The following is a 23385-nucleotide window of genomic DNA, read 5'->3' on the forward strand; positions in this document are numbered from 1 at the left end:
GACGGAGAGCGCATGCCTGCACCTGCGACCCGCTGATCGTCTGCATGGCGACCCCGAGAGTCGCCCCGAGGCGACCGACCATCGGCTCCACGACGACCCCTCTCCGCCCCGATCAGCGGGCACGCGACCACCATACGTGTATTGAGGACTCCTCGGGAGCGCTGTCGCGGTTCGGCGTCCGCCGTGCACACCCTTCGGGAATAGCGGGGGACCCCCGAGCGCTGAGGCAGGCATGGTCTCGCGCATCGGCCTCCTCTCCTTCGGCCACTACCAGTCCGTCCCCGGGTCTCAGACCCGCTCGGCTCGCGACGTCCTCCTCCAGACGATCGAGCTCGCGGAGGCGGCGGAGGAGATCGGCATCGACGGCGCCTACGTCCGCGTGCACCACTTCGCGCCGCAGCTCGCCTCGCCGTTCCCGCTGCTGGCGGCGATCGCCGCGCGCACCCGCCGCATCGAGATCGGCACCGGGGTCATCGACATGCGCTACGAGAACCCGCTCTACATGGCGGAGGAGGCGGCCGCCACCGACCTGATCTCCGACGGCCGGCTCGAGCTCGGGGTCAGCCGGGGATCGCCCGAGACCGCCCTGCGCGGGTCCGAGGCGTTCGGCTTCGTCCCCCCGGAGGGGATGACCGACGCCGACCTCGCCCGGCAGAAGGTGCGCATCCTCCGGGAGGCGCTCGCCGGAGCGCCGGTCGCGCAGTCGGATCCGGCGATGACGCGCCAGTCGCTCCCGCTCTCGATCGAGCCGCGCTCGCCCGGCCTCGAGGACCGGATCTGGTGGGGTGCCGGCAGCTTCGCGACCGCGCGCTGGGCAGCCGAGCAGGGCATGAACCTGCAGTCGTCGACCCTGCTCCTGGAGGAGGAGGGCGTGCCCTTCGACGAGCTGCAGGCCCGCCAGATCCGCGAGTACCGCGACGCGTGGAGCGAGGCGGGCTGGGAGCGCACCCCGCGCGTCTCCGTGTCGCGCAGCGTCCTTCCGATCACGACCGATCTCGACCGGCTGTACTTCGGCGGCCGCGGCGAGCAGGACCAGGTCGCCACCCTCGAGGGCGTCCGCGCCCGATTCGGCCGCAGCTACACGGGCGAGCCGGACGCCGTCTCCGCCGAGCTCGCTGCGGACGCCGCCGTGCAGGAGGCGGACACGCTGCTGCTCACCGTTCCCAACCAGCTCGGGGTCGAGTACAACGCGCGGCTCCTGCGCACTGTCGTGGAATCGATCGCTCCGGCTCTCGGCTGGTCGCCGGCGACAGCAGGCGTCTGACGCCGAGGCACGGTCTGTGCAGGAGGGCCCTGCGGTGCAGGAGCGCCCGTTTACTGCAGGAGACGCCCCGCCTCTTCGGGAAAGAGCGGGGCGTCTGCTCTCTCCGCCCGCCGCATCCCTCCCACCGGCACGAGGAGGGAGGTGCCGGGAACGACGGAACCCCCCGCCTCTCCGAGGAGAGACGAGGGGTTCCGATCAGTGTGTCCGAGGGGGGACTTGAACCCCCACGCCCTATACGGGCACTAGCACCTCAAGCTAGCGCGTCTGCCATTTCCGCCACCCGGACGAGTGTTTCCTTCGACCTGCGTTTCCGCGGCCGAAGAAGACATTAGCACGGTTCCGGGGCCTCTCACGCCACCTCCCGGCCCACCGTCCTCCGCGCGCCGTCGAGCCCGCGCCGGTACCGTTGCCCGCATGTCCGACAGCATCGACAGCGCGCCCGTGACCGACAGCACCCTCGACGAGACGGCGCTCATCGCGCGCGATCTCATCCGCTTCGACACCAGCAACTACGGCGACGGGAAGGCGGAGCCGGAGCGCCCGGCCGCGGAGTACGTCGCGGCGAAGCTGCGCGACCTCGGCCTCGAGCCCGAGCTGATCGACTCCGACCCGGGACGCACGAGCGTCGTGGCGCGGGTCGCCGGGGAGGACCGCGAGCGCGGCGCCCTCGTCGTCCACGGGCACCTCGACGTGGTGCCCGCCATCGCCGACAACTGGAGCGTCGACCCGTTCGGCGGCGAGATCAAGGACGGCATGCTCTGGGGCCGCGGCGCGGTCGACATGAAGAACATGGACGCGATGATCCTCGCCTCGCTCGGCGACATCCTCCGTGAGGGGAGGCGCCCCTCCCGCGACCTCGTCATCGCCTTCTTCGCCGACGAGGAGGCGGGCGGTGTGCGGGGATCGGGATTCCTGGCCCGTGAGCGGCCCGAGCTGTTCGCCGGAGCGACCGAGGCGATCAGCGAGGTCGGCGGCTACTCGATCGAGCTGGCCGGCAAGCGGGCCTATCTCGTGCAGACGGGCGAGAAGGCGCTGATGTGGCTGACCCTCCGCGCGCACGGCACGGCGGGGCACGGCTCGCAGATCAACTCCGAGAACGCCGTCACCCGGCTGGCGCAGGCGATCGCCCGCATCGGAAGCGAGGAGTGGCCCACCCGCCTCACCGACACCACGCGCGAGCTGCTCGACGAGGTCGCCCGCCTGCTCGGCCACGACCCTCAGCGCAGCACTCCGGAGGAGCTGGCACTCGCCACCGGCACCGCCTCGCGCTTCATCGCCGCGACGCTGCGCACCACCGCCAATCCGTCGATGCTGTCGGCCGGCTACAAGGCCAACGTCATCCCGGACACCGCGGACGCCACCATCGACGTGCGCGTCCTCCCCGGCGAGGAGGACGCGGTGCTCGAGCGCCTGAAGGTCCTCGCGGGCGAGCACGTCGAGATCCTCGTCCAGCACCGCGACATCGGACTCGAGGTGCCCTTCGCCGGCCCCCTCGTCGAGAGCATGGCCGCCTCGATCCGCCGGTTCGATCCGGGCGCCGAGGTCCTCCCGTACCTGCTCTCCGGAGGCACCGACAACAAGGCGCTCTCGACGCTCGGCATCACCGGATACGGGTTCGCGCCGCTCCAGCTGCCGTCGTCCCTGGACTTCCCGGCGCTGTTCCACGGGGTCGACGAGCGCGTTCCACTGGACGCACTAGTGTTTGGCAGGAAGGTCCTGACCGATCTCCTGCTGAGCTCCTGACGGCGCCGCGGACCGGGTCAGCACCGACCGATCCCGACCGACTGCTGGCCGACGACGCCCCAGCCCTCCTCGAAAGTGACGCATGGGCCTGCTCGACGCGCTGATCCTGGGACTCGTCCAGGGTCTGACCGAATTCCTCCCCATCTCCTCCAGCGCCCACCTCCGGATCGTCAGCGAGCTGCTGCCCGGTCTCGGCGGCCGCGACACCGGAGCCGCGTTCACCGCGATCACGCAGCTGGGCACCGAGACCGCCGTCATCATCTACTTCTGGCGCGACATCGTGCGGATCGTGTCGCACTGGGCGCGCTCCCTCGTCGGCCGGATCCCGCGCTCGGACCCGGACGCCCGCATGGGCTGGCTCATCATCGTGGGCAGCCTTCCGATCATCGTCCTCGGCCTCGTCTTCCAGGACGCGATCGAGACGACCCTCCGCTCCCTGTGGGTGGTGGCCACCACCCTCATCCTCTTCGGCATCCTGCTCGGCATCGCCGACGCGGTCGGCGCGAAGAAGCGCCGCCTGCGCGACCTGGGCGTCCGCGACGGCCTGATCTTCGGAGGCGCGCAGGCGCTCGCCCTGATCCCCGGCGTCTCGCGCTCGGGAGGCACCATCACCGCCGGCCTCTTCCTCGGCTACGAGCGCAAGGCGGCGGCGCGCTACTCCTTCCTCCTCGCGATCCCCGCGGTGTTCGGCAGCGGTCTCTACCAGCTGTACAAGAGCATCAGCGACCCGGTCGTGCTCCCGAACCAGGTCCAGGTCGGCGGGCTCGAGACCCTCGTGGCGACCATCGTCGCGTTCGTGGTCGGCTTCGTCGTGATCGCGTTCTTCATGAGCTACATCTCCCGCCGCAGCTTCCTCCCGTTCGTCGTGTACCGCATCGTCCTCGGCGTCGTCCTCATGGTCGCGCTCGCCACCGGCCTGATCGCCGCCTAGATGCGCGCCTGGACCGCCGCCGACGTCCCCGCCCTGCCCGGCCGGGGGAGCGCACCGCGCCTGCACGACACGGCGACCGCCGGCCCCGTCGAGCTCGACGCGCCCAGCGGAGTCGCGAGCCTCTACGTCTGCGGCATCACGCCCTACGACGCCACCCACCTCGGGCACGCGTCGACCTACCTCGCCTTCGACACGGTCCAGCGCGTCTGGCTCGACGCGGGCTACACGGTCGAGTACGCCCAGAACGTGACCGACGTCGACGACCCGCTGCTCGAGCGTGCGACGGCCACCGGTGTCGACTGGCGCGACCTCGCCGAGGAGCAGGTCGAGCTGTTCCGCGGCGACATGGCCGCCCTGCGCGTCCTGCCTCCGCAGCACTACGTCGGAGTCACCGAGACCGTGGATCCCATCGCGGAGGCGGTCGCCCGCCTGGAGCGCGACGGCGTCGCCTACCGCGTCGCTGCTCCGGACGCGGCGGAGGAGGGCGCGAGCGACCTCTACTACGACATCGCCGCGGCCGAGAGCGCCGTCTGGCACCTGGGCAGCGAGAGCCGGCTCGACGCGGAGTCGATGGCCCGCTTCTCGGCGCTGCGCGGGGGCGACCCGGAGCGCGCCGGCAAGCGCGACCCCCTCGATCCGCTGCTCTGGCGGGCCGAGCGCGCCGGCGAGCCCGCCTGGGACGCCGAGGTCGGCCGCGGCCGTCCGGGCTGGCACATCGAGTGCTCGGTGATCGCCCTCGACCGGCTCGGACCCGAGTTCACCCTGCAGGGCGGCGGGAGCGACCTGGTCTTCCCGCACCACGAGTTCAGCGCCGGCCACGCCGCGTCGCTGTCCGGCCGTCCTCTGGCCCGCGCCTACGCGCACGCCGGGATGGTCGCCTACCAGGGCGAGAAGATGAGCAAGTCGCTCGGGAACCTGGTGCTGGTCTCACGTCTGCGGAGCGAGGGCGCGGACCCGCGGGCGATCCGCCTCGCGCTCCTCGCGCACCACTACCGCTCCGACTGGGAGTGGCTGCCCGAGGACCTGCCGTCGGCCGAGGCGCGCCTGGCGCGCTGGGAGGCGGCCCTCGCCGCCGTCGGACCGCGCTCGGCGCTCGAGGTGCTGGCGCAGCTGCGCGAGGCGCTGGCCGACGACCTCGGCACTCCGGCCGCCCTCGCCGTCGTCGACGCCGCACTGACCGAGGGCGTGGACGACCTGTCGCTCCTGCGCGACGCGGTCGACGCCCTGCTCGGGGTGCGCCCGGCCTGAACCCCGTCAGGCTCGAGTCCCGTAAGGCTCGAGTCCCGTCGTGGGCGAGTCCCGTCAGGGCGGCCGGGAGCGGTCCCGTGATCGACGACCGTCTCGGACGAGCGGGCGCCGGCGGAGGCTACGGGCGCCAGGGCTCCTCGCCGGAGCGGCCGTCGCCGCGGCGGCGCAGGTAGCGCTCGAACTCCTGGGCGATCGCCTCGCCGCTCGCCTCGGGCGAGTCGACGGTGTCGCGCGCCTGCTCGAGCTGGGCGATGTACGACGCCATCTCCTCGTCCTCGGCGGCGAGGGCGTCGATGCCGCGCTCCCACTCCTCCGCCTCCTCGACGAGGTCGCCGCGGGGGATCGCCAGGCCGACGACCTCCTCGAGCTTCTCGAGCAGCGCCAGCATCGCCTTGGGCGAGGGCGCGTTGTGCACGTAGTGCGGGACGGAGGCCCAGATCGAGACGGCGGGGATGCCGACCTTCTGTGCGGCCTCGCCGATCACGCTGAGGATGCCGACCGGCCCCTCGTAGCTGGAGCGCTCGAGCTCGAACGAGCTCCGCAGCTCCGCGTTCTCGCTCGAGGCGAAGATGGAGATCGGCCGGGTGTGCGGGACGTCGGCGAGCATCGCGCCGAGGAAGACGACGGCGGAGATGTCTATCGCGAGCATGGCGTCGACGACCTCGGCCGCGAAGCTCTTCCAGCTGCGCGAGGGCTCGGTGCCGATCATGAGGTACAGCGCGCTCTCGGCGTCGACCGAGGTGTCGGCCGGGCCGAAGATCTGGGTGCCGGGCCAGGCGAGGTTGCGGCGGCCGTCCTCGCCGATCGAGAGCATGGGGCGGGTGTACTGGAAATCGTAGTACTGCTCGGCGTCGACGGCGAAGAGGGGCACGTACTCCCCGGCGTCCTTGACCAGCCGCAGCGCGCCGCTGGCGGCGTCCCCGGCGTCGTTCCAGCCCTCGAAGGCCACGACCAGGACGTTCCCCGTGATCACGTTCATAGGCAGGATCTCCGCGTTCGGCTCGATGTGCGGGGAGCGCACACCGCGCCTGTCCCTCCGTCCAGGATAGGACCGCCCCCGGCCCCGCCCGTCCCGTCCGGCGGGATCGGCCGCGCTGTTCGCTCTCGGCCCGCGGCCGGGGAGGGGCGCGGCCCTGCCGGTACCATGGTCGCTCGTGACTCCCGAGACCTCCGCCCGGCCGCTGTCCTCCGAGCCGCTCGGAGGAGCGTCCGCCCCCGCCGCCGTCCTCTGGGACATGGACGGGACGCTCGTCGACACCGAGCCGTACTGGATGGCGTCGGAGCACGCGCTCGTCTCCTCCTTCGGCGGAGTGTGGACCCACGAGGACGCGATGGGACTCGTCGGCTCGGGCCTGCCCGCCGCCGCCCGCATCCTGCAGGGCAAGGGCGTCGACCTCTCCGTCGACGCGATCATCGACCGGATGACCGACGAGGTCGTCGACCAGCTGGCCGTGAGCATCCCGTGGCGACCGGGCGCGCTCGAGCTGCTGCGCGCGGTGTCCGAGGCGGGAGTGCCGCAGGCGCTGGTCACGATGTCGATCTCGCGGATGGCCGCGGCCGTCGTGGACCGGATCCCGTTCCCCGCCTTCGCCGCCGTCGTCAGCGGCGACATGGTCGAGCGCAGCAAGCCTCACCCCGAGGCGTACCTCCTCGCCGCGAGCACCCTCGGTGTCGACATCGCCGCCTGCGTCGCGATCGAGGACTCCCTCACGGGCCTCGGCGCGGCCGTCGCCTCCGGAGCCGCGTCGATCGGCGTCCCGCACCAGCTGGAGCTCGACCCCGCCGGCCCCTACGCCCTCTGGCCCACTCTCGCGGGCCGCACCGTCGCGGACCTCGCGACGGTGTCCTCCGAGCACCGCGGCTCCGGCCCGGCCACGACCGAGACGGAGGCCCGCCGATGACCGGTGAGGCATTGCAGCATTCCGGACCCTTCCGCGCGGGAGACCGCGTCCAGCTGACGGGACCCAAGGGGCGGATGAACACCATCACGCTCGTTCCCGGCAAGGTGTTCCACACGCACCGGGGCGGCATCGAGCACGACACGGTGATCGGGCTGCCCGACGGCTCGGTGGTGACCAACACCGTCGGCGTCGAGCACCTCGCGCTGCGCCCTCTCCTCGCCGACTTCGTGATGTCGATGCCCCGCGGCGCGGCGATCGTGTACCCGAAGGACGCGGCCCAGATCCTCGCCCTCGCCGACGTCTTCCCCGGCGCCCGCGTGGTCGAGGCCGGTGTCGGCTCCGGCGCGCTCTCGCTCTGGCTGCTGCGGGCGGTGGGTCCGACCGGCCGGCTGTCGTCGTTCGAGCGGCGCGAGGAGTTCGCGGATGTCGCACGGGCGAACATCGAGACCTTCCTCGGCTACACGCCCGACAACTGGAGCGTCACCGTCGGCGACCTCGTCGAGGCGCTGCCCGGCACGGTCCCGTCCGGCGAGGCCGACCGCGTCGTGCTCGACATGCTCGCGCCCTGGGAGTGCCTCGACGTCGCCGCCGAGGCTCTCACGCCCGGGGGAGTGCTCCTCTGCTACGTGGCCACCGTCACGCAGCTCTCGCGGACGGCGGAGGCGATCCGCGCCTCGGGCCTGTTCACGAACCCGTCGTCGAACGAGACCATGGTCCGCGGCTGGCACGTCGAGGGCCTCGCGGTCCGGCCGGACCACCGGATGATCGGCCACACCGGCTTCCTCATCACCGCTCGCCGGCTCGCTCCGGACACCGTGCTCCCCGAGCTCAAGCGTCGCCCGTCGAAGACGGACTTCAGCGACGAGGACGTGGAGGCCTGGACCCCCGGCGCGCTCGGCGAGCGCGCCGTGAGCCCCAAGAGCCTCCGCAAGCGGGTCCGCGAGTCCGCCACCAGCGCCGAGCTCTCCCGGGCCCGCGGGTTCGGCGAGGAGACCGCGGAGCCCGACGACGAGGGCATCCTCTAAGCTGTTCCCGGCCTCCGGGCCGTCTCCACCTCGGGCGTCACCGCTCCCCTTCTCTCGAATCGAGGACCCGTGCGCAGGACCACCGCGCTCATCGCCGGCATCGGCATCGTCGCCGCTCTCACCGGATGCACCGCGTCCTCCTCGCAGGCGGACTGCGACGCTCCGTTCTCCTCCGGCGACTCCTCGGCGGCGGTCAGCGCCACGGGCGACTTCGGAGCGAAGCCGGACGTCAGCGTCCCGACGCCGCTGAAGGCGGATGGCACGCAGGTCAGCACCCTCATCGAGGGCTCGGGCGCACCGCTCGAGAAGGGCCAGCTCGTCACCATCGACTACACCCTGGTCAACGGCGCGGACGGCACGGTCCTCGAGACCTCGCCTTACGACGGGTCGAGCACCGCCCGCTTCGGCGTCGGCGGAGCCGGGCTCGTCGGCCTGAACGAGGGCCTCCTCTGCACGCAGGTCGGCTCGCGCGTCGCCATCGCGATCGCCCCCGAGGACGGCTTCGGCCAGTCCTCGTCGCAGCTCGGCATCTCGGAGGACGACACGCTCGTGCTCGTCGCGGACGTCCGCGAGGCCTCGCTGGCCCGCGCGAACGGCGCCGCCCAGCCCGCGCCCGACGGCTTCCCGACGGTGACGCTCGGCGACGACGGACGCCCGGGGCTCGCGAAGCCCTCGGGCGACGCACCGTCCGACCTCCGCATCGCCCAGCTCAAGAAGGGCGACGGCGACGTCGTCGCCGAGGGCGACCAGGTCGTCGTGGCCTACACCGGCTGGCAGTGGAGCGACGGGAAGGTGTTCGACTCCAGCTGGGAGAAGGGCGCTCCCGCCGTGTTCACTGCCGCCGACGGCTCGACCACCCAGGGCGGAGTCATCGCCGGATTCGCCGACGCCCTCATCGGCCAGCCCGTCGGATCCCAGGTCATCGCGGTCATCCCGCCGGACCAGGGCTACGGCGACCAGGGCTCCCCTCAGGGCGGGATCCCCGGCGGCGCGACGCTGATCTTCGTCGCCGACATCCTCGGAAAGGTCTGACCGGGCCCGGCCCTAGACTGGAGGGCGTGCCTTCCGACGCCCCGTCCTCGAGCCGCGTCCCGGCCGAGGAGCGTCTGTTCAACCTCGTGCTCGCGCTCGTCGCGGCCGAGAACGGACTGACGAAGGCCGACGTCCTCTCCACGGTGCAGGGCTACCGGCAGCGGGTGGGCCGGGGCGACCGGACCTCGCTCGAGCGCCAGTTCGAGCGCGACAAGGACGACCTGCGCGAGCTGGGCATCCCGATCGAGACGGTCGACGCCCCGGGCGACCCGGGCAACACCCAGACCGTCCGGTACCGCATCGCGAAGCGCAGCTACGACCTCCCGGCCGACCTGACCTTCGACCCGGAGGAGCTCGCGCTGCTCCGCCTGGCCGGGGCGGTCTGGCGCGAGGGGACGCTCTCGGCGGAGTCGCGGCGCGCGCTGATCAAGCTGCGCTCGATCGGGGTCGAGTCCGTCGACCCCGTCATCGGCATCAGCCCCTCGATCCGGGTCCGCGAGGCCTCGTTCGAGCCGCTCAACGCTGCGCTCGACCGCGGCCAGGTCGTCCGCTTCCCCTATCTGAAGCCCGGCGGCGAGGAGCCGCGCGTGCGCACCGTGCAGCCCCGCGCCCTGGTGAACCACCAGGGGCGCTGGCACCTCCACGGCTGGGACGAGGGCGCCGAGGGCACGCGGACCTTCCTCCTGTCGCGGATCGTCGGGCCGGTCGCGTCCACCGGCCGCACCGCGCCTCTCGTGGAGGGGGACCACGCGGCGACCGCTCTCGCCCAGCTCGACGAGATCCTGCAGCGCAACAGCGCGCTCCTGCGCGTCGCCCCCGACTCCGACGCCGCCCTCCGTCTCGGCGGGCGTGCCGAGGCCGAGGGCGAGGGCCAGGGCCTGCTGCGCCTGCACTACACCGACCCGGACGTGCTCGCGGACGAGCTCGCCGGTCACGGTCCCGAGGTGCGGGTGCTCGAGCCGGAGGAGCTCCGCCGCCGCGTCCTCGACCGCCTCCGCCGCACCCTGGACGACCATGGAGGGGATCCCCGTGGCTAGACCCCGCTCCCTGCAGGCGCGCGACCGCCTGGCCGTCCTCCTCTCCCTCGTTCCCTACCTGCTCGACCGGGGCCGCGTCTCCGTCGCCGAGGTCGCCGCGCACTTCGAGATCCCGGAGGAGGAGGTGCGCCGCGCGGTGCGCCTCATCGCCGTCTCGGGCATCCCCGGCGAGACCGCGCAGTACCAGGCGAACGACCTCTTCGACATCGGCTGGGACGACTTCGAGGAGAACGACCACGTCGTCCTCACCCACCAGGTCGCGATCGACGACTCGCCGAGGTTCTCGGCGCGGGAGGCCGCCGCCCTCATCGCCGGCATGCAGTACCTCGCAGCGCTGCCCGAGAACCAGGGCAACGACCGGATCGCCTCGCTGATGGGGAAGCTCGCACGCGGCGCCTCCTCGGCCCCGAGCGCGGTCGCGGTCTCGCGCGGCACGGGCGCGGACAGCGCTGTGGCGCTCCTGCGGACAGCGATGGGCTCGGCGACGCAGGTCGCTTTCGACTACCGCAGCGCCCGCGGCGAGACCGAGTCCCGGCTCGTCGACCCCTTCGTGCTCGAATCGGTCGATCGGGACTGGTACCTGCGCGGATGGGACCACCTCCGCGAGGGCGTCAGGACGTTCCGGGTCGACAGGATGCGCTCCCTCCGCGACACGGGGACGCCGATCGTCCGGCGCCGCAACGAGGTGACCCTCTCGGAACGGCTCTTCGAGGCCTCCGCCTCCGATCTCGTCGTGGACCTGCGCGTCGCCCCCAGCGCCGTCGTGCTGCTGGGCGACTACGCGGCCGACGCCGAGTTCCCCGATCCCGTGCCGGGGGAGGAGGACCACGGTGTCCTCGTCCGTCTCCGCGTCGCCCATCTGGAGGGATTGACGCGCCTGGTGGCGTCGTTGGCGGGTCTCGTCACCGTGGTGGCACCCCCCGAGGCGCGCACCGCGGTCGCGCTCTGGGCGGCCTCCGCGCTCGCCGCGAACGAGGGGGAGCCGTCGTGACCTGGTGGTCGTGGATCCTGATCTGGCTCGGCCTCGCGCTGGGCGCTCTGGCGATGCTGGTCCTCTTCGCCCTCTCCTACTGGCGCAAGGGGAAGGTGCTCCTCGGACAGCTGTCCGAGGTCACCGCGAAACTCGAGACACTGAGTCCTGGAATGACGGACGACCTGCCGCCCCGGCCGTCCTCGTCGCTGTTCGCCGATCGCGACGACGTGAGGCGTGCGCACGAGGGCCGGCGTGACGCACGTCGCGACAGGATCGATCTCCGCCGGTCAGAACGGGTCGAACAGGGTAAGCTCCTCGTACACCGCAACCGACAAGTGAAGTGAGTCTGCAATGTTCGCTGGCCTCCAGGGGTGGCACCTCCTCATCATCCTCGCCGTGATCCTCCTCCTGTTCGGTGCGCCCAAGCTCCCGCAGCTGGCCCGCAGTGTCGGGCAGTCGATGCGGATCTTCAAGAGCGAGGTCAAGACCATGAAGGACGAGGACGGCACCGAGCGCCGTGAGTCGACCGAGGGGACCACCGGCACCGTCGCCGGATCCACCGGCACGACCACCGGCACCGGCACCACCACGCCGCCCGAGTCCCCGCTCAAGTAATGACGTCCGTGGCACCGAAGAAGCCACGGACGAAGCGGACGAAGAACCCCGACGGGCGCATGTCGCTCGGGGCGCACCTCGTCGAGCTTCGCAACAGGCTCTTCAAGTCGGCGATCGCGATCGTCATCGCGTGCATCGCGGGGTGGTTCGTCTCGGAGTGGGTCTTCGAGGCCCTCAAGGCTCCGATCTCCGAGGTGGCCTCCACCCAGGGCAAGGAGGCGATCCTCAACTTCCCGACGATCGCCGGTGCCTTCGACCTGCGGCTGCAGATCGCCATCACGGTGGGCATCGTCCTGGCAAGCCCGGTCTGGCTGTATCAGATCTGGGCGTTCCTCGTCCCGGGCCTGACCCGCAAGGAGATGCGGTACGGCCTCGGCTTCATCCTCACCGCCATCCCGCTGTTCTTCGCGGGCTGCGCGGCCGGCTGGTTCGTGTTCCCGCACATCGTGGAGCTCCTGACGAGCTTCACCGGCAGCAACGCGGCGAGCTTCCTCGACGCCAAGATCTACTACGAGTTCGTTCTCAAGCTCGTGCTGGTCGTCGGCATCGCCTTCGTGCTGCCCGTCTTCCTGGTGCTCCTCAACTTCCTCGGCATCCTCCCCGGCATGCTGATCCTTAAGTCGTGGCGCATCGCGATCATGGCGATCGTGCTCTTCACGGCGATCGCGACCCCCGCGGCCGACCCGATCTCGATGTTCCTCCTGGCCATCCCGATCATCTTCCTGTTCTTCCTCGCCTGCGGGATCGCGATCCTGCACGACCGGCGCGCCGCCAAGCGCCAGCTGGTGTTCGACGGCAGCCCCTCCGACCTGCCCGCGTGACCGGACCGTCTCCCGCCGAGCGGTTCGCCGCGTTCCGGACGCGCCAGGGCCACGCGAGGGTCGAGGCGTTCCGCTCGACCCTCGCGTTCGACCTCGACCCCTTCCAGTACGAGGCCTGCAGCGCGCTCGACGACGGCCACAGCGTCCTCGTCGCCGCGCCCACCGGCGCCGGCAAGACCGCGGTGGCCGAGTTCGCGATCCACCTGGCCATGCAGGACCCGACGGCCAAGGTCTTCTACACGACGCCGATGAAGGCGCTGAGCAACCAGAAGTTCCAGGAGTTCGTCGAGGACTACGGAGCCTCCGAGGTCGGCCTGCTGACCGGCGACTCGAACGTCAACGCGCGCGCCCGCATCGTCGTGATGACGACCGAGGTGCTGCGCAACATGCTGTACGCCGACTCGGACCTCCTGCGCGACCTCGCCTACGTCGTGATGGACGAGGTGCACTACCTCGCCGACCGCTTCCGCGGCGCCGTCTGGGAGGAGGTCATCATCCACCTCCCGCAGCGCGTGCGGCTGGTCTCGCTCAGCGCGACCGTGTCGAACGCCGAGGAGTTCGGCGACTGGCTCCAGACCGTCCGGGGCGAGACCGAGGTCATCGTCTCCGAGGAGCGGCCCGTCCCGCTCGACCAGCACGTCCTGGTGGGCGGCAAGCTGGTCGATCTCTTCGACTCCTCCGGTCGGGCGGCGACGAACCGGGTGAACCCCGAGCTCGCCCGCATGGCCCAGGGCGGCTCCCAGGTCGAGCGCGGCGGCAGGGGCGGCCGCAACGGCCGAGGCGGTCGCGGCCGCTACCCGGAGCAGCGCACCGAGGAGCTCGTGCTGCGCTCGGAGGTCGTCGAGATCCTCCACGGCAAGAACCTCCTCCCCGCGATCTTCTTCGTCTTCAGCCGTGCGGGCTGCGACCAGGCCGTGCGCCAGGTGCTGCGGTCGGGCGTGCGCCTCACCGAGCGCCACGAGCGCGACGAGATCCGCGCGATCGTCGAGGAGCGGTGCCGGACGATCCGCGACGAGGACCTCGCGGTGCTCGGCTACTGGGAGTGGCTCGACGGACTCCAGCGGGGCGTCGCCGCGCACCACGCCGGGATGCTCCCCGCCTTCAAGGAGGTCGTCGAGGAGCTGTTCCTGCGCCGGCTCGTGCGCGTGGTCTTCGCGACCGAGACGCTCGCGCTCGGCATCAACATGCCGGCCCGCACGGTCGTCCTCGAGAAGCTCGAGAAGTTCAACGGCGAGGCGCGCGTCCCGATCACACCGGGGGAGTACACCCAGCTCACCGGCCGGGCGGGCCGACGCGGCATCGACGTCGAGGGCCACTCGGTGATCCAGTGGCGCGGCGGGATGGACCCTCAGTCGGTCGCGTCCCTCGCCTCCCGGCGGACCTACCCGCTCAACTCCAGCTTCCGCCCCAGCTACAACATGGCCGCGAACCTGATCGAGCAGTTCGGGCGGGTGCGCACGCGCGAGATCCTCGAGTCGTCGTTCGCGCAGTTCCAGGCCGACCGGTCCGTCGTCGATCTCGCCCGCCGGGTCCGCCAGCAGGAGGAGTCGATGGCGGGCTACGTCACGGCGATGCAGTGCCACCTGGGCGACTTCGAGCAGTACGCGGCGATCCGCCGTGAGATCGGCGACCTCGAGCGCCGGGGCGCGGTGCGCGGCGAGTCGGCCTCCCACGCCGAGCGCGAGAAGCGCCAGGGACAGCTCACGAGCCTGCGGCGTCGGATGAAGGCGCACCCGTGCCACGCCTGCTCCGACCGCGAGCAGCACGCGCGCTGGGCCGAGCGCTGGTGGAAGCTGCGCCGCGAGACCGACGAGATCGAGCGCCAGATCCGCTCGCGCACCGGCGCCGTCGCCCGCATCTTCGACCACATCACGGACGTGCTGCTCGAGCTCGGCTACTTCCGCCGGGACGAGGTCGGCGAGCTCTCGCTGACGCCCAACGGTCGCACGCTCCGCCGGATCTACGGGGAGCGGGACCTGCTCGTCGCCGAGTGCCTCCGGAAGCAGGCGTGGACGGAGCTCGATCCGGCCGGCCTCGCGGCGATGGCGTGCTGCCTGGTCGTCGAGCCGCGACGCGAGGAGGGGACGCTCGGCGAGCAGTTCCTGCCCCGCGGCGCGTTCCCCGAGGCGCTGGAGAGGACCCAGCTTCTGTGGGCCCGGCTCGACGACGTCGAGCGGGAGCACCGCCTGCCGGGCAGCAACCCGATCTCGACGAGCCTGGCGCTGTCGATGAACATGTGGGCCAAGGGCATGCCGCTCGACATGGTGCTCCGCGAGTCCGACATGGCCGCCGGCGACTTCGTGCGCTGGGCGAAGCAGACCATCGACCTCCTCGACCAGCTCTCCGTCGTCGCCGAGGGCAAGGTCGGCCGCGCGGCCCGGACCGCCCTCGACCTGGTCCGCCGCGGCATCGTCGCGTACTCGACGGTCGCATGACGCCGATCGCTCCTCCGCCCGACGGGCGGACCGTTCCGCTGTGGGTGGCGCTGCCCCTCGCCGCCCTCGGCGGCGCCGTGCTCGACCGCGGCTTCCCCGACTCCGACGTCTGGCCGCTGGCGATCGTGGGCGCCGCGGCGATCCTGTTCGCGCTGGGGGGGCGCGGCTTCTGGAGCGGAAGCCTCGTCGGCCTCGTCGGCGGAGCGGTCTTCTGGGGCGTCCACATCGAGTGGCTGACCCTCTACCTCGGCCCGGTCCCGTGGGCGGCCCTCGCCGGCCTGCAGGCGATCTTCTTCGCGCTCTCCGCGGGGCTGATGGCGGTCGTCTCCACGCGCGGCCACCGCGTCTGGACGGGACCGCTCGGCCGGATGGTCGGCCTCCCCGCCCTCCTGGCGGCGCTCTGGATCGGGCGCGAGTCGATCACCAGCGTCTGGCCCTACGGCGGCTTCGCCTGGGGCCGCCTCGCGATCTCGCAGTCCCTCGGCCCGCTCGCCGGTCTCGCGGCGTGGATCGGCTTCGCCGGCCTCGGCTTCGTGGTGGCGTTCCTCGCGGCCGTGCTCGCGCAGGCCGTCCGCGAGATGTCCGTCCCGGCCTTCTCTCGCGTCAGCGCTCTCGCGGGCTTCGCGATCGTGGCGCTGGTGTTCCCCGCCTGGCCGGCACCGACGGAGGGCACGACCCGGATCGCCGCCGTCCAGGGCGACTCCGATGCGGGCCTGTTCTCGCAGAGCTACCGCGGGCAGATCCTCGAGGACCACACCTCGGCGACGCTGCCGATCCTCGATCAGGACGTCGACATGGTGGTTTGGCCCGAGAACGGCGTCGACATCGATCCGACCCGGAACGCCCAGTCGGCCGCCGTCCTCGACTACCTCAGCCGGACGATGGACGCGCCGTTCGTCGTGGGCACGATCACGAACCCCTCGGACGACGTCTTCTACAACAGCTCGCTGCTCTGGAAGGCGGGGGAGGGGGCGACGCAGGTCTACGACAAGGTGCATCCCGTCCCGTTCGCCGAGTACATGCCGGACCGGGCGTTCTGGCGGATGTTCGCTCCGGACCTGGTCGACCTGGTGAGCCGCGACTACTCGATCGGCACCCGTCCCAACGTCTTCGACGTGAACGGCGTCCTCGCAGGCATCGCGATCTGCTTCGACATCTCGGACGACGCGCTGACGAACGCGATGGTCGACGGGGGAGCCCAGGTCATCCTCGGGCAGACCAACAACGCCGACTTCGGCCGGACCGACGAGAGCGTCCAGCAGCTCGCGATCGCTCGCCTGCGGGCCATCGAGACCGGGCGCAGCGTGGTCAACATCTCGACCGTCGGGACGAGTGCGATCATCGGGCCGGACGGCGCGACGATCGACTCCCTGACATGGTTCGAGCCGGGTGCCATGGTGGACGAGGTCCCCCTCAGCTCCACCACGACCCCGGCTCTGGTGTGGGCGCGAGACCTCGGCTGGTACTTCCTGGCCGCCGGTCTCATCGGCATGGTCTCGTTCGTCCTCAGGACGCGCGAGCCGCGACGCCGTTACCGCTGACCGGCGCTACGCGCCGATCTTGTGCTCGCCGCGCCTGGCGCGCAGATAGGCGAGCCGCTCCTCGAGCAGCTCCTCCAGCTCCGCGCGGGTCCGACGCTCGAGCAGCATGTCCCAGTGGGTGCGCGGAGCCTTCTGCTCGCCCTTGTCCACGACGACCGGCTTCGAGTCCACCATCAGAGTGGCCTCGTGACCGCAGGAGCGGCACTCCCAGGTCTCCGGTGCTTCCGCGTCGGCCGAGAACACCATGTCGGTGTCGTGGCCGCAGTTCGCGCAGTGGTACTCGTACGTCGATCGCGGGGAGAAGACGACGCCTTCTTCGCTCTGCAGGCTCTGGGATCCGAGCCGCATTCCTCGCAAGCTTCGATCTGCCATTGTGTGGTCTCCTCTCGCTGTGCTTCCCCAGTGTCAACGTCGTACCTGGAGGTGGTCTTCCCGTCCCTGCCATTGCCAGAGAATCCTCAGGTCGGAGGCGTATTCCGCGGCTCCTGAGGGCGTGGCCGACGGGCGCTGAGGAAGGCGTCGACGGCCGCTCGGGCGAGGTCGGTGCGGTCGGTCACGAGCCCGTCGATCCTGAGCGCGAGGAGCTGCTCCATCCGCTCCGGATCGTCGATGGTCCAGAGGTGGATCTCGCAGCCTGTCACCCGCAGCCGGGCGAGGATCCGCGGCTCCGCGACGCGGAGGCCGAGCGCGCTCTCGGGCACCTGGAGCGCGTCGATGCCGCGGAGAGCGAGACGCACGGGGAGGGCGGCGCCGAGGTGGGCGGCGACCAGGGCGACGACGAAGCGGACCGCCGACGCCGAGGTCGCGGCGCCGGGAAGACGGCGGAGGGCCGCTGCTCGACGGATCTCGGAGAACGAGGTGATCAGGACGCGCTCCGCGGCGGCGGCGCCGGACACCGCCGCGACGACCGGGTCGATCGCGTCCCGCGACTTCACGTCGATGTTGAAGCGCGCGCGGGGGAGTGCGGCGAGGGCCTGCTCGAGAGAGGCGAGCCGGGCGCCGCCGGCCAGTCGGAGGTCGGCGAGCTCCTCCCACCGGGTGGCGGCGACGACGTGGCGGCGGCCGGAGCGGTCGATCACCTCGGCGTCGTGGACGAGCACGGCGACCCCGTCGAGGGAGGCGCGCGCGTCCGTCTCGAGGAGGTCCGCACCCGCGGCGAGGGCGCGCTCGAAGGCGGCGAGCGCGTTGCCCTCGGCCTGCGGGCCGAACCCGCGATGCGCGATCACCCGAGGGGTCGGCCCGCTCAGGGCGAGGGGTCGCTCAGGGATGCGCATCGCGGACCGGGTCCGTGGCTAGACGGCCGGCGGCGGGGGAGTGGGCGCCGAGCCGAGGGCTCCGTCGGTCATCGCGGGCGCCACGGGGGCGGACGTGTCGGATCCGGGCTCGACAGGAGTGGAGCCGACGGACCCGGATGCGGCAGGCGCGGACGCCGCAGGCGCCGACGGGGGTGCCGCATCCTGCGGGCGGACCGCCGGGGCGGACTGGCCGCGCTGGCCGAGCGCGCCTCCAATGCCCTTCAGCGCCTCGGTGAGCTCGCTCGGGATGACCCAGAGCTTGTTCGCGCTGCCCTCGGCGATCTTGGGGAGTGTCTGGAGGTACTGGTACGCGAGGAGCTCGCTGTCGGGGCGGCCCTCGTGGATGGCGTGGAAGACGGTGGTGATCGCCTTGGCCTCACCCTCGGCCCGCAGGACCGCCGCCTTCGCCTGGCCCTCCGCAGCGAGGATCGCGGCCTGGCGCTGACCCTCGGCGTTCAGGATCTGGGACTGCTTGGTGCCCTCGGCGGTGAGGATCACGGCTCGACGGTCGCGCTCGGCGCGCATCTGCTTCTCCATCGAGTCCTGGATGGAGAGGGGCGGGTCGATGGCCTTGAGCTCCACGCGTCCGACGCGGATGCCCCACTTGCCGGTGGCCTCGTCGAGGACGATGCGCAGCTGCCCGTTGATGTTGTCGCGGGAGGTCAGCGCCTCCTCGAGGTTCAGGCCGCCGACGACGTTGCGCAGCGTGGTGGTGGTCAGCTGCTCGACCGCACCGAGGTAGTTGGCGATCTCGTAGGTCGCCGCCCGGGCGTCCGTCACCTGGAAGTAGACGACCGTGTCGATCGAGACGACGAGGTTGTCCTCCGTGATCACGGGCTGGGGCGGGAACGAGACGACCTGCTCGCGCAGATCGATCAGCGGGCGGACCCGGTCGATGAACGGCACGACGAGATTGAGGCCCGGCAGCAGGGTCTTGTGGTACTTGCCGAGGCGCTCCACGACCCCGGCGGTGGCCTGGGGGATGATGCGGACCGCTCGGAAGAGGACGACCAGGGCGAAGAGGACGACGGCGGCGACGACGACGATCGTCGCGACGGAGGACGGTGTCACGGTGTGCTCCTTTCGGCGGGGACGACGACCGCGGTCGCGCCCTCGATGGCGGTGACGACGACTCTCTCGCCGACTCCGAGTGTGCGGTCCTCGACGAGCGGGGACAGGCGGACGGTCCAGGTCTCGCCGTTGGCGAGCTTGACCTGGCCGGCTCCGGGGCCGGCGAGGACGACGCTGCCGGAGAGCCCGACGAGAGCGTCCGCTCCGCTGGGGGTGGGATCGCCGCCCCGTTTCAGCAGCCGCAGCAGCGGCGGCCGGACGGTGAACAGCAGGAGGGCGGCGAGGACGGCCGCGACGGGGACCTGGACCCAGAAGGGAGCCCCGACCAGCCCGGTCAGCAGTCCGCCTATGCTGCCGACGGCGAGCATCAGGAACGTGAACTCGAGAGTGATCATCTCGACGATCACGAAGATGAGGATCAGCGCGAGCCAGAGGATCCACGCGTACTGGGTGACAGCGTCCATGCTGTGTGCTCCTTCCCCTCGACGAGCATTCCCAGGCTATCAACGCCCCCCGGACGAGGGCTGGGAGAGGGGGTGCGACGACGATCTCGAGGCCCTTGGTAGACTCCTCCGTCGGGCTGTGGCCCGTCATCGTGCCCGATCCGGTCTCCGAGCCGGCGTTCTGGAGGAATACCCGTGTCCAATCCCCTCGCCCCCGGCTCCTTCGACGGCAAGCGCGCTCTCGTCACCGGGTCGTCCCGCGGCATCGGCGCCGACACGGTCCGCTACCTGGCCGAGGCCGGAGCCCGCGTCGTCGTCAACTACCGCTCGAAGGCGCCGCGCGCCGACAAGCTCGTCGCGCAGATCGTCGAGGCCGGCGGCACCGCCATCGCCGTCGGCGCCGATCTCACCGACGCCGACTCGCGCGCCGAGCTCTTCTCCCGCATCGAGAAGGAGTACGGAGGACTGGACGTGCTCGTCCTGAACGCCTCCGGCGGCATGGAGAGCAACATGGGGGAGGACTACGCGATGGTCCTGAACCGCGACTCGCAGGTCGCCGTGCTCGACGCGGCGCTGCCGCTGCTCTCCGAGGGCTCCCGTGTCGTGTTCGTCACGAGCCACCAGGCGCACTTCATCCGGACCACGCCCACGATGCCCGAGTACGAGCCCGTCGCGCTCTCCAAGCGCGCCGGCGAGGACGCCCTGCGCGAGCGGATCGGTGAGCTCGCCGAGCGCGGGATCGAGTTCGTCGTCGTCTCGGGCGACATGATCGAGGGCACCATCACCGCGACCCTGCTGGAGCGCGCGAACCCGGGCGCGATCAGCTCGCGTCGCGAGTCGGCCGGCAAGCTCTACAACGTGCAGGAGTTCGCGGCCGAGGTCGCTCTGGCGGCCGTCGAGCCGATCCCCGCGGACAACACCCGCCTCGTCGGCGACATCTCCGACTTCGCCTGATCCTCTCCAGGGGCTGACGCCGGCGCACGGGTCTGGGCTCCTCGACGGATGGCCCCGGTGGACGGCAATGGACCGGCATCGGGGGAGTCCGACGCCGTCGTGGGCGCAGTCCGTTTGTCGCCGGATGCCGGGCGGCGTGAGCATCCTTCTCGTGCCGTCGCGGTGATGGTGAACCGGCGGGAGCGCTCGCAGGAAAGCTGACGCGCGTTGCGGCGGGCGCCCGGGAGGATCGAGGCGACGGCCGCGTCCGCGGCACGATGACCGTCGATCCGCAGCTGCGGCTGGTCACGCGCTTCGACACTCCGACCGAGACGTGCTGGTACGAGGACGTCGAGGCGTGGGTGGAGCCTTCGCCGATCCGCTGATGACGTGCCGGACCGTCGGGCGGCCTCAGTCCCGGTCCGTCCGGCCCTTCCGTCGTTATCCGATAATGTACATTATGTCAGTTCGACCGAAGCCCCGGTCGGTAGGATGGCGATCGGCTCCCCTCAATGCTCCTGCGACAGGACGTCATCGATCGCCGCCGCGCTCCGATGGCAGACCGGGCGCTTCGACGGTGAGGCCTCGGATCACCGCGGCGACGACCAGGCGCTGCGTGAGTTCGGCGCTGGTGTCCACGGGCCACTGGCTCACCGACCCGACGTGCGCCGCGACGACGGCCTTCGCCAGGACGGCGGACTCGACGGCGGGGACGCGGCCGTGCACGGCGGCGAGGGCGGCGAAGCGCTCGCCCAGCTCGCGCGAGACGCGGTCGTCGTCGATCATCATCCGCTCGGCGAACTCCGGGTCCGCGGCAGCGCGTGCCAGGAGCACCGACCGCAGGGAGAACCACTCGCGGCTGGACGGGAGCGCGTCGAGGAGGGAGCGTACGGCGCCGTCGAGGGTCGCCGCGCGGTGCTCCTCCTGCAGCTGGACGTCGAGGGCCTCCTGCAGGCTCCCCCACACTCTCGCGGCCTGCTCCTCGTGGAGTGCGAGGAAGAGCTGGTCGACACCGGCGAAGTTCGAGTAGAACGCGCCGCGGGTGAAGCCCGCCTGCGCGCAGATGTCCTCGACGCGCTGGCCGATGGTGCCCGTGCTCTCGAAGAGCTCGGCGGCCGCGGCGAGGAGACGTCGTCGCGTCTCGCTCCTCCGCCGGACCGGAGCCTGCTCGCCTGTGACCACGCCCCCAGCCTATTCGGATCCTTGCGCTGGATGGGCCTTTTCAGTACGTTTCGTTTCCAATGCATACCGTATCGAGAACTGGAACGCCCGAACCTCGACGGCGACGGTCCCGGTGGCTGCCGACCGCGACCGTCGTGCTCATCGGGGCGGTCCTCGCCTGGCTGAACCGGGTGGAGTGGTGGGGGTGGCTCGTCGTCGCGGCGGCCGCGGTCCTGATCGCGGCCGTCTCGCGGAGATGGCGGCACCGGCACTGGATGCTGCGTACGGCGGCCTGGGTCGCGTCCGCAGGGCTCGTCGGAGCCGTCGCCCTCGCCGCGGGTCCTCTCCCGGCGACGCGGATGCTCGCCGGTCCGCACAGCGCCCCGGTCATGACCCGGCAGGGCGACGTCGTCGGTGTGCACGACGCCGCGGCCGGGGTCGACGCCTTCGCGGGGATCCCCTACGCCGCTCCCCCGGTCGGCCCGCTGCGTTGGGAGGCGCCCCGGCCGGCCCCGCAGCGGTCGGCGACCCTCGTGGCCGACGACTTCGGCCCCTCCGCCGTTCAGCCGGAGCCGACGTTCCTCTCCCGAGCGGCGACCCGCGTGCTCGACCTGCCGCTGGAGGAGACGCTCCTCGGCGGGTACGCGACGGACGAGGACAGCCTCCGCCTGAACATCTGGACGCCGGCCGGCGGGGCGGGCGACTCCAGCCCGGTCCTCGTCTACCTCCACGGCGGCGCGTTCGTCTCGGGGTCCGGCGCCCTCCCCGCCTACGACGGCGCGGCGCTCGCCTCCCGGGGCGCGGTGGTCGTCACCGTCGCCTACCGTCTGGGCGTCCTCGGTTTCCTCGCCGGTGATGTGCTCGGCGGCGGCACCCCGGGGAATCAGGGACTGCTCGACCAGGTCGCCGCTCTGCAGTGGGTGCAGGACAACATCGCCGCTTTCGGCGGGGACCCGGGGCGGGTGACGGTCGCCGGCCAGTCCGCCGGCTCCGGCAGCGCCTGCATCCTCGGGGCCTCGCCCCTCGCGGCCGGCCTCCTCCACGGGATCATCGGGGAGAGCGGAGGATGCCTGGGGTCGGCGGGAGATCGCGAGGCCGGCGACCTCTACGACGACGCCGCCACCGCACGGGAGGCGGCTGCGCGCCTGAGCGAGGCCCTCGGCGGGGCGAGCCTCGCCGAGATGAGAGCCCTGCCGGCCGAGCGCATCGTCGCGGCCGCCGCGGGCCTCTCGCAGCACTGGTGGCCCTCGATCGACGGCGTCGTCCTCCCCGACACGCCGCTCGCCGTCTACGAGGCCGGTCGGCAGAACGACGTCCCCCTCCTGCTCGGCAGCAACTCCGACGAGACCTCGCTCGATCTGCTGGGAGGCGTCGACCCGGATCCGGACGCCTACGAGCAGGAGGTGCGCCGGGAGCACGGAGACGACGCGGACCGATTCCTCGCGCTGTACCCGGGTGCCGTCGAGGACCAGGTCGTCGACTCCCGGCTGCGCGCCGACAGCGACCGGACGATGACCGCCCCGATGCGGCTCTGGGCGCTGACGGCCGCCCGGACCGGGCGGGCGGGCGTCCACGCCTACATCTTCACGCGCACTCCCCCGGAGAGCGGACTCGAGCGGTTCGGCGCGTACCACGGCGCCGAGGTGATGTACGCGTACGGGAACCTCGGGGCGGACGGCGACGCCGACTACACGGACGTCGACCGCCGGCTCGAGCAGGAGATGACCGCGCGCTGGCTCGCGTTCGTCTCCCACGGCGATCCGGACGCCGCCGGCCGCGAGCGGTGGCCGGCCGTCCAGGAGGATCCGGACAGCGTGCTCGAGTTCGGCGACGTCGTCCGGGTCGCCGGGCGCCCGTCCCCCGACGCGGTCGACTTCTGGCTCGCGGGGACGGGCTGACGCGGGGGCGCTCCTCGC

The 23385-nt window shown here is 71.9% G+C and carries 22 protein-coding genes and 1 tRNA gene; 16 read left to right on the top strand and 7 right to left on the bottom strand.

The genetic code is table 11. The features are described from left to right. Positions 1–232: 232 nt before the first annotated feature. Positions 233–1264, top strand: a complete 1032-nt coding sequence (locus C5C30_RS10410; protein ID WP_104333676.1) for an LLM class flavin-dependent oxidoreductase — start codon at positions 233–235, stop codon at positions 1262–1264. Between the two features lie 201 nt (positions 1265–1465). Here the strand turns inward: C5C30_RS10410 and C5C30_RS10415 are convergent. Next, positions 1466–1550 (bottom strand) — tRNA-Leu (locus C5C30_RS10415). Between the two features lie 128 nt (positions 1551–1678). On the opposite strand from C5C30_RS10415, the gene C5C30_RS10420 reads away from it, so the two are divergent. From C5C30_RS10420 to mshC, 3 genes are all read left to right on the top strand, one after another. Further along, positions 1679–3007, top strand: coding sequence for a M20/M25/M40 family metallo-hydrolase (locus tag C5C30_RS10420; protein ID WP_181068004.1), 1329 nt, complete (start codon positions 1679–1681; stop codon positions 3005–3007). An 82-nt stretch (positions 3008–3089) separates the two neighbouring features. Further along, complete coding sequence (locus C5C30_RS10425) at positions 3090–3938, top strand: undecaprenyl-diphosphate phosphatase (RefSeq protein WP_104333677.1); 849 nt, start codon at positions 3090–3092, stop codon at positions 3936–3938. Then, complete coding sequence (gene mshC / locus C5C30_RS10430) at positions 3939–5186, top strand: cysteine--1-D-myo-inosityl 2-amino-2-deoxy-alpha-D-glucopyranoside ligase (RefSeq protein ID WP_104333678.1); 1248 nt, start codon at positions 3939–3941, stop codon at positions 5184–5186. Positions 5187–5304: 118 nt separating this feature from the next. Here the strand turns inward: mshC and C5C30_RS10435 are convergent, their stop codons facing one another. Then, positions 5305–6165: a proteasome assembly chaperone family protein gene (locus C5C30_RS10435; RefSeq protein WP_104246850.1), complete on the bottom strand. Its 861-nt coding sequence runs from the start codon at positions 6163–6165 to the stop codon at positions 5305–5307. 175 nt (positions 6166–6340) lie between these two features. Between C5C30_RS10435 and C5C30_RS10440 the strand changes: the two genes are divergently transcribed. The 10 genes from C5C30_RS10440 to lnt all read left to right on the top strand — a co-directional run bounded on the left by C5C30_RS10440 (position 6341) and on the right by lnt (position 16566). Then, entirely contained in the window at positions 6341–7087 is a 747-nt protein-coding gene (locus tag C5C30_RS10440) for an HAD family phosphatase (RefSeq protein ID WP_258059236.1), read from the top strand. Continuing rightward, positions 7084–8112: a tRNA (adenine-N1)-methyltransferase gene (locus tag C5C30_RS10445; protein WP_104222012.1), complete on the top strand. Its 1029-nt coding sequence runs from the start codon at positions 7084–7086 to the stop codon at positions 8110–8112. The genes C5C30_RS10440 and C5C30_RS10445 overlap by 4 nt, the downstream gene beginning before the upstream one ends. 69 nt (positions 8113–8181) lie before the next feature. Continuing rightward, positions 8182–9144 carry an FKBP-type peptidyl-prolyl cis-trans isomerase gene (locus C5C30_RS10450; RefSeq protein WP_104237455.1) on the top strand — a complete coding sequence of 321 codons (963 nt, stop codon included), beginning with the start codon at positions 8182–8184 and terminating at the stop codon, positions 9142–9144. Between the two features lie 26 nt (positions 9145–9170). Next, entirely contained in the window at positions 9171–10181 is a 1011-nt protein-coding gene (locus C5C30_RS10455) for a YafY family protein (protein WP_104222016.1), read from the top strand. Continuing rightward, a complete protein-coding gene (locus C5C30_RS10460) occupies positions 10174–11172 on the top strand; it encodes a YafY family protein (RefSeq protein WP_258059235.1) in 999 nt (332 codons plus the stop codon). The genes C5C30_RS10455 and C5C30_RS10460 overlap by 8 nt, the downstream gene beginning before the upstream one ends. Beyond that, entirely contained in the window at positions 11169–11498 is a 330-nt protein-coding gene (locus tag C5C30_RS10465; protein WP_104222020.1) for a hypothetical protein, read from the top strand. The genes C5C30_RS10460 and C5C30_RS10465 overlap by 4 nt, the downstream gene beginning before the upstream one ends. A gap of 7 nt (positions 11499–11505) precedes the next feature. Further along, positions 11506–11769, top strand: a complete 264-nt coding sequence (gene tatA / locus C5C30_RS10470; protein WP_104222022.1) for a Sec-independent protein translocase subunit TatA — start codon at positions 11506–11508, stop codon at positions 11767–11769. Further along, positions 11769–12590 carry a twin-arginine translocase subunit TatC gene (gene tatC / locus C5C30_RS10475; RefSeq protein WP_374955302.1) on the top strand — a complete coding sequence of 274 codons (822 nt, stop codon included), beginning with the start codon at positions 11769–11771 and terminating at the stop codon, positions 12588–12590. The genes tatA and tatC overlap by 1 nt, the downstream gene beginning before the upstream one ends. After that, a complete protein-coding gene (locus C5C30_RS10480) occupies positions 12587–15025 on the top strand; it encodes an RNA helicase (RefSeq protein ID WP_104333680.1) in 2439 nt (812 codons plus the stop codon). Before tatC ends, C5C30_RS10480 begins: the two co-directional genes overlap by 4 nt. Further along, complete coding sequence (gene lnt / locus C5C30_RS10485) at positions 15022–16566, top strand: apolipoprotein N-acyltransferase (protein ID WP_104268654.1); 1545 nt, start codon at positions 15022–15024, stop codon at positions 16564–16566. The genes C5C30_RS10480 and lnt overlap by 4 nt, the downstream gene beginning before the upstream one ends. 6 nt (positions 16567–16572) lie before the next feature. On the opposite strand, the gene C5C30_RS10490 is transcribed toward lnt, so the two are convergent. From C5C30_RS10490 to C5C30_RS10505, 4 genes are all read right to left on the bottom strand, one after another. After that, entirely contained in the window at positions 16573–16938 is a 366-nt protein-coding gene (locus tag C5C30_RS10490; RefSeq protein ID WP_068207052.1) for an RNA polymerase-binding protein RbpA, read from the bottom strand. Between the two features lie 86 nt (positions 16939–17024). Next, positions 17025–17792 (bottom strand): glycerophosphodiester phosphodiesterase family protein, encoded by a 768-nt coding sequence (locus C5C30_RS10495; protein ID WP_258065897.1) that lies wholly within the window; start codon positions 17790–17792, stop codon positions 17025–17027. Positions 17793–17858: 66 nt separating this feature from the next. Next, positions 17859–18908: an SPFH domain-containing protein gene (locus tag C5C30_RS10500; protein ID WP_374955303.1), complete on the bottom strand. Its 1050-nt coding sequence runs from the start codon at positions 18906–18908 to the stop codon at positions 17859–17861. 20 nt (positions 18909–18928) lie between these two features. After that, complete coding sequence (locus C5C30_RS10505) at positions 18929–19396, bottom strand: NfeD family protein (protein WP_104333683.1); 468 nt, start codon at positions 19394–19396, stop codon at positions 18929–18931. A 174-nt stretch (positions 19397–19570) separates the two neighbouring features. Here C5C30_RS10505 and C5C30_RS10510 point away from each other — a divergent pair, with 174 nt between their 5' ends. Beyond that, positions 19571–20329, top strand: a complete 759-nt coding sequence (locus C5C30_RS10510; RefSeq protein WP_104222036.1) for an SDR family oxidoreductase — start codon at positions 19571–19573, stop codon at positions 20327–20329. Between the two features lie 510 nt (positions 20330–20839). On the opposite strand, the gene C5C30_RS10515 is transcribed toward C5C30_RS10510, so the two are convergent. After that, positions 20840–21490: a TetR/AcrR family transcriptional regulator gene (locus C5C30_RS10515; protein WP_104250336.1), complete on the bottom strand. Its 651-nt coding sequence runs from the start codon at positions 21488–21490 to the stop codon at positions 20840–20842. A 134-nt stretch (positions 21491–21624) separates the two neighbouring features. Between C5C30_RS10515 and C5C30_RS10520 the strand changes: the two genes are divergently transcribed. Further along, complete coding sequence (locus C5C30_RS10520) at positions 21625–23367, top strand: carboxylesterase/lipase family protein (RefSeq protein WP_219827793.1); 1743 nt, start codon at positions 21625–21627, stop codon at positions 23365–23367. Positions 23368–23385 lie beyond the last annotated feature (18 nt).

Source organism: Rathayibacter sp. AY2B5 (genome assembly GCF_002931645.1).
Classification (GTDB): Bacteria; Actinomycetota; Actinomycetes; order Actinomycetales; family Microbacteriaceae; genus Rathayibacter.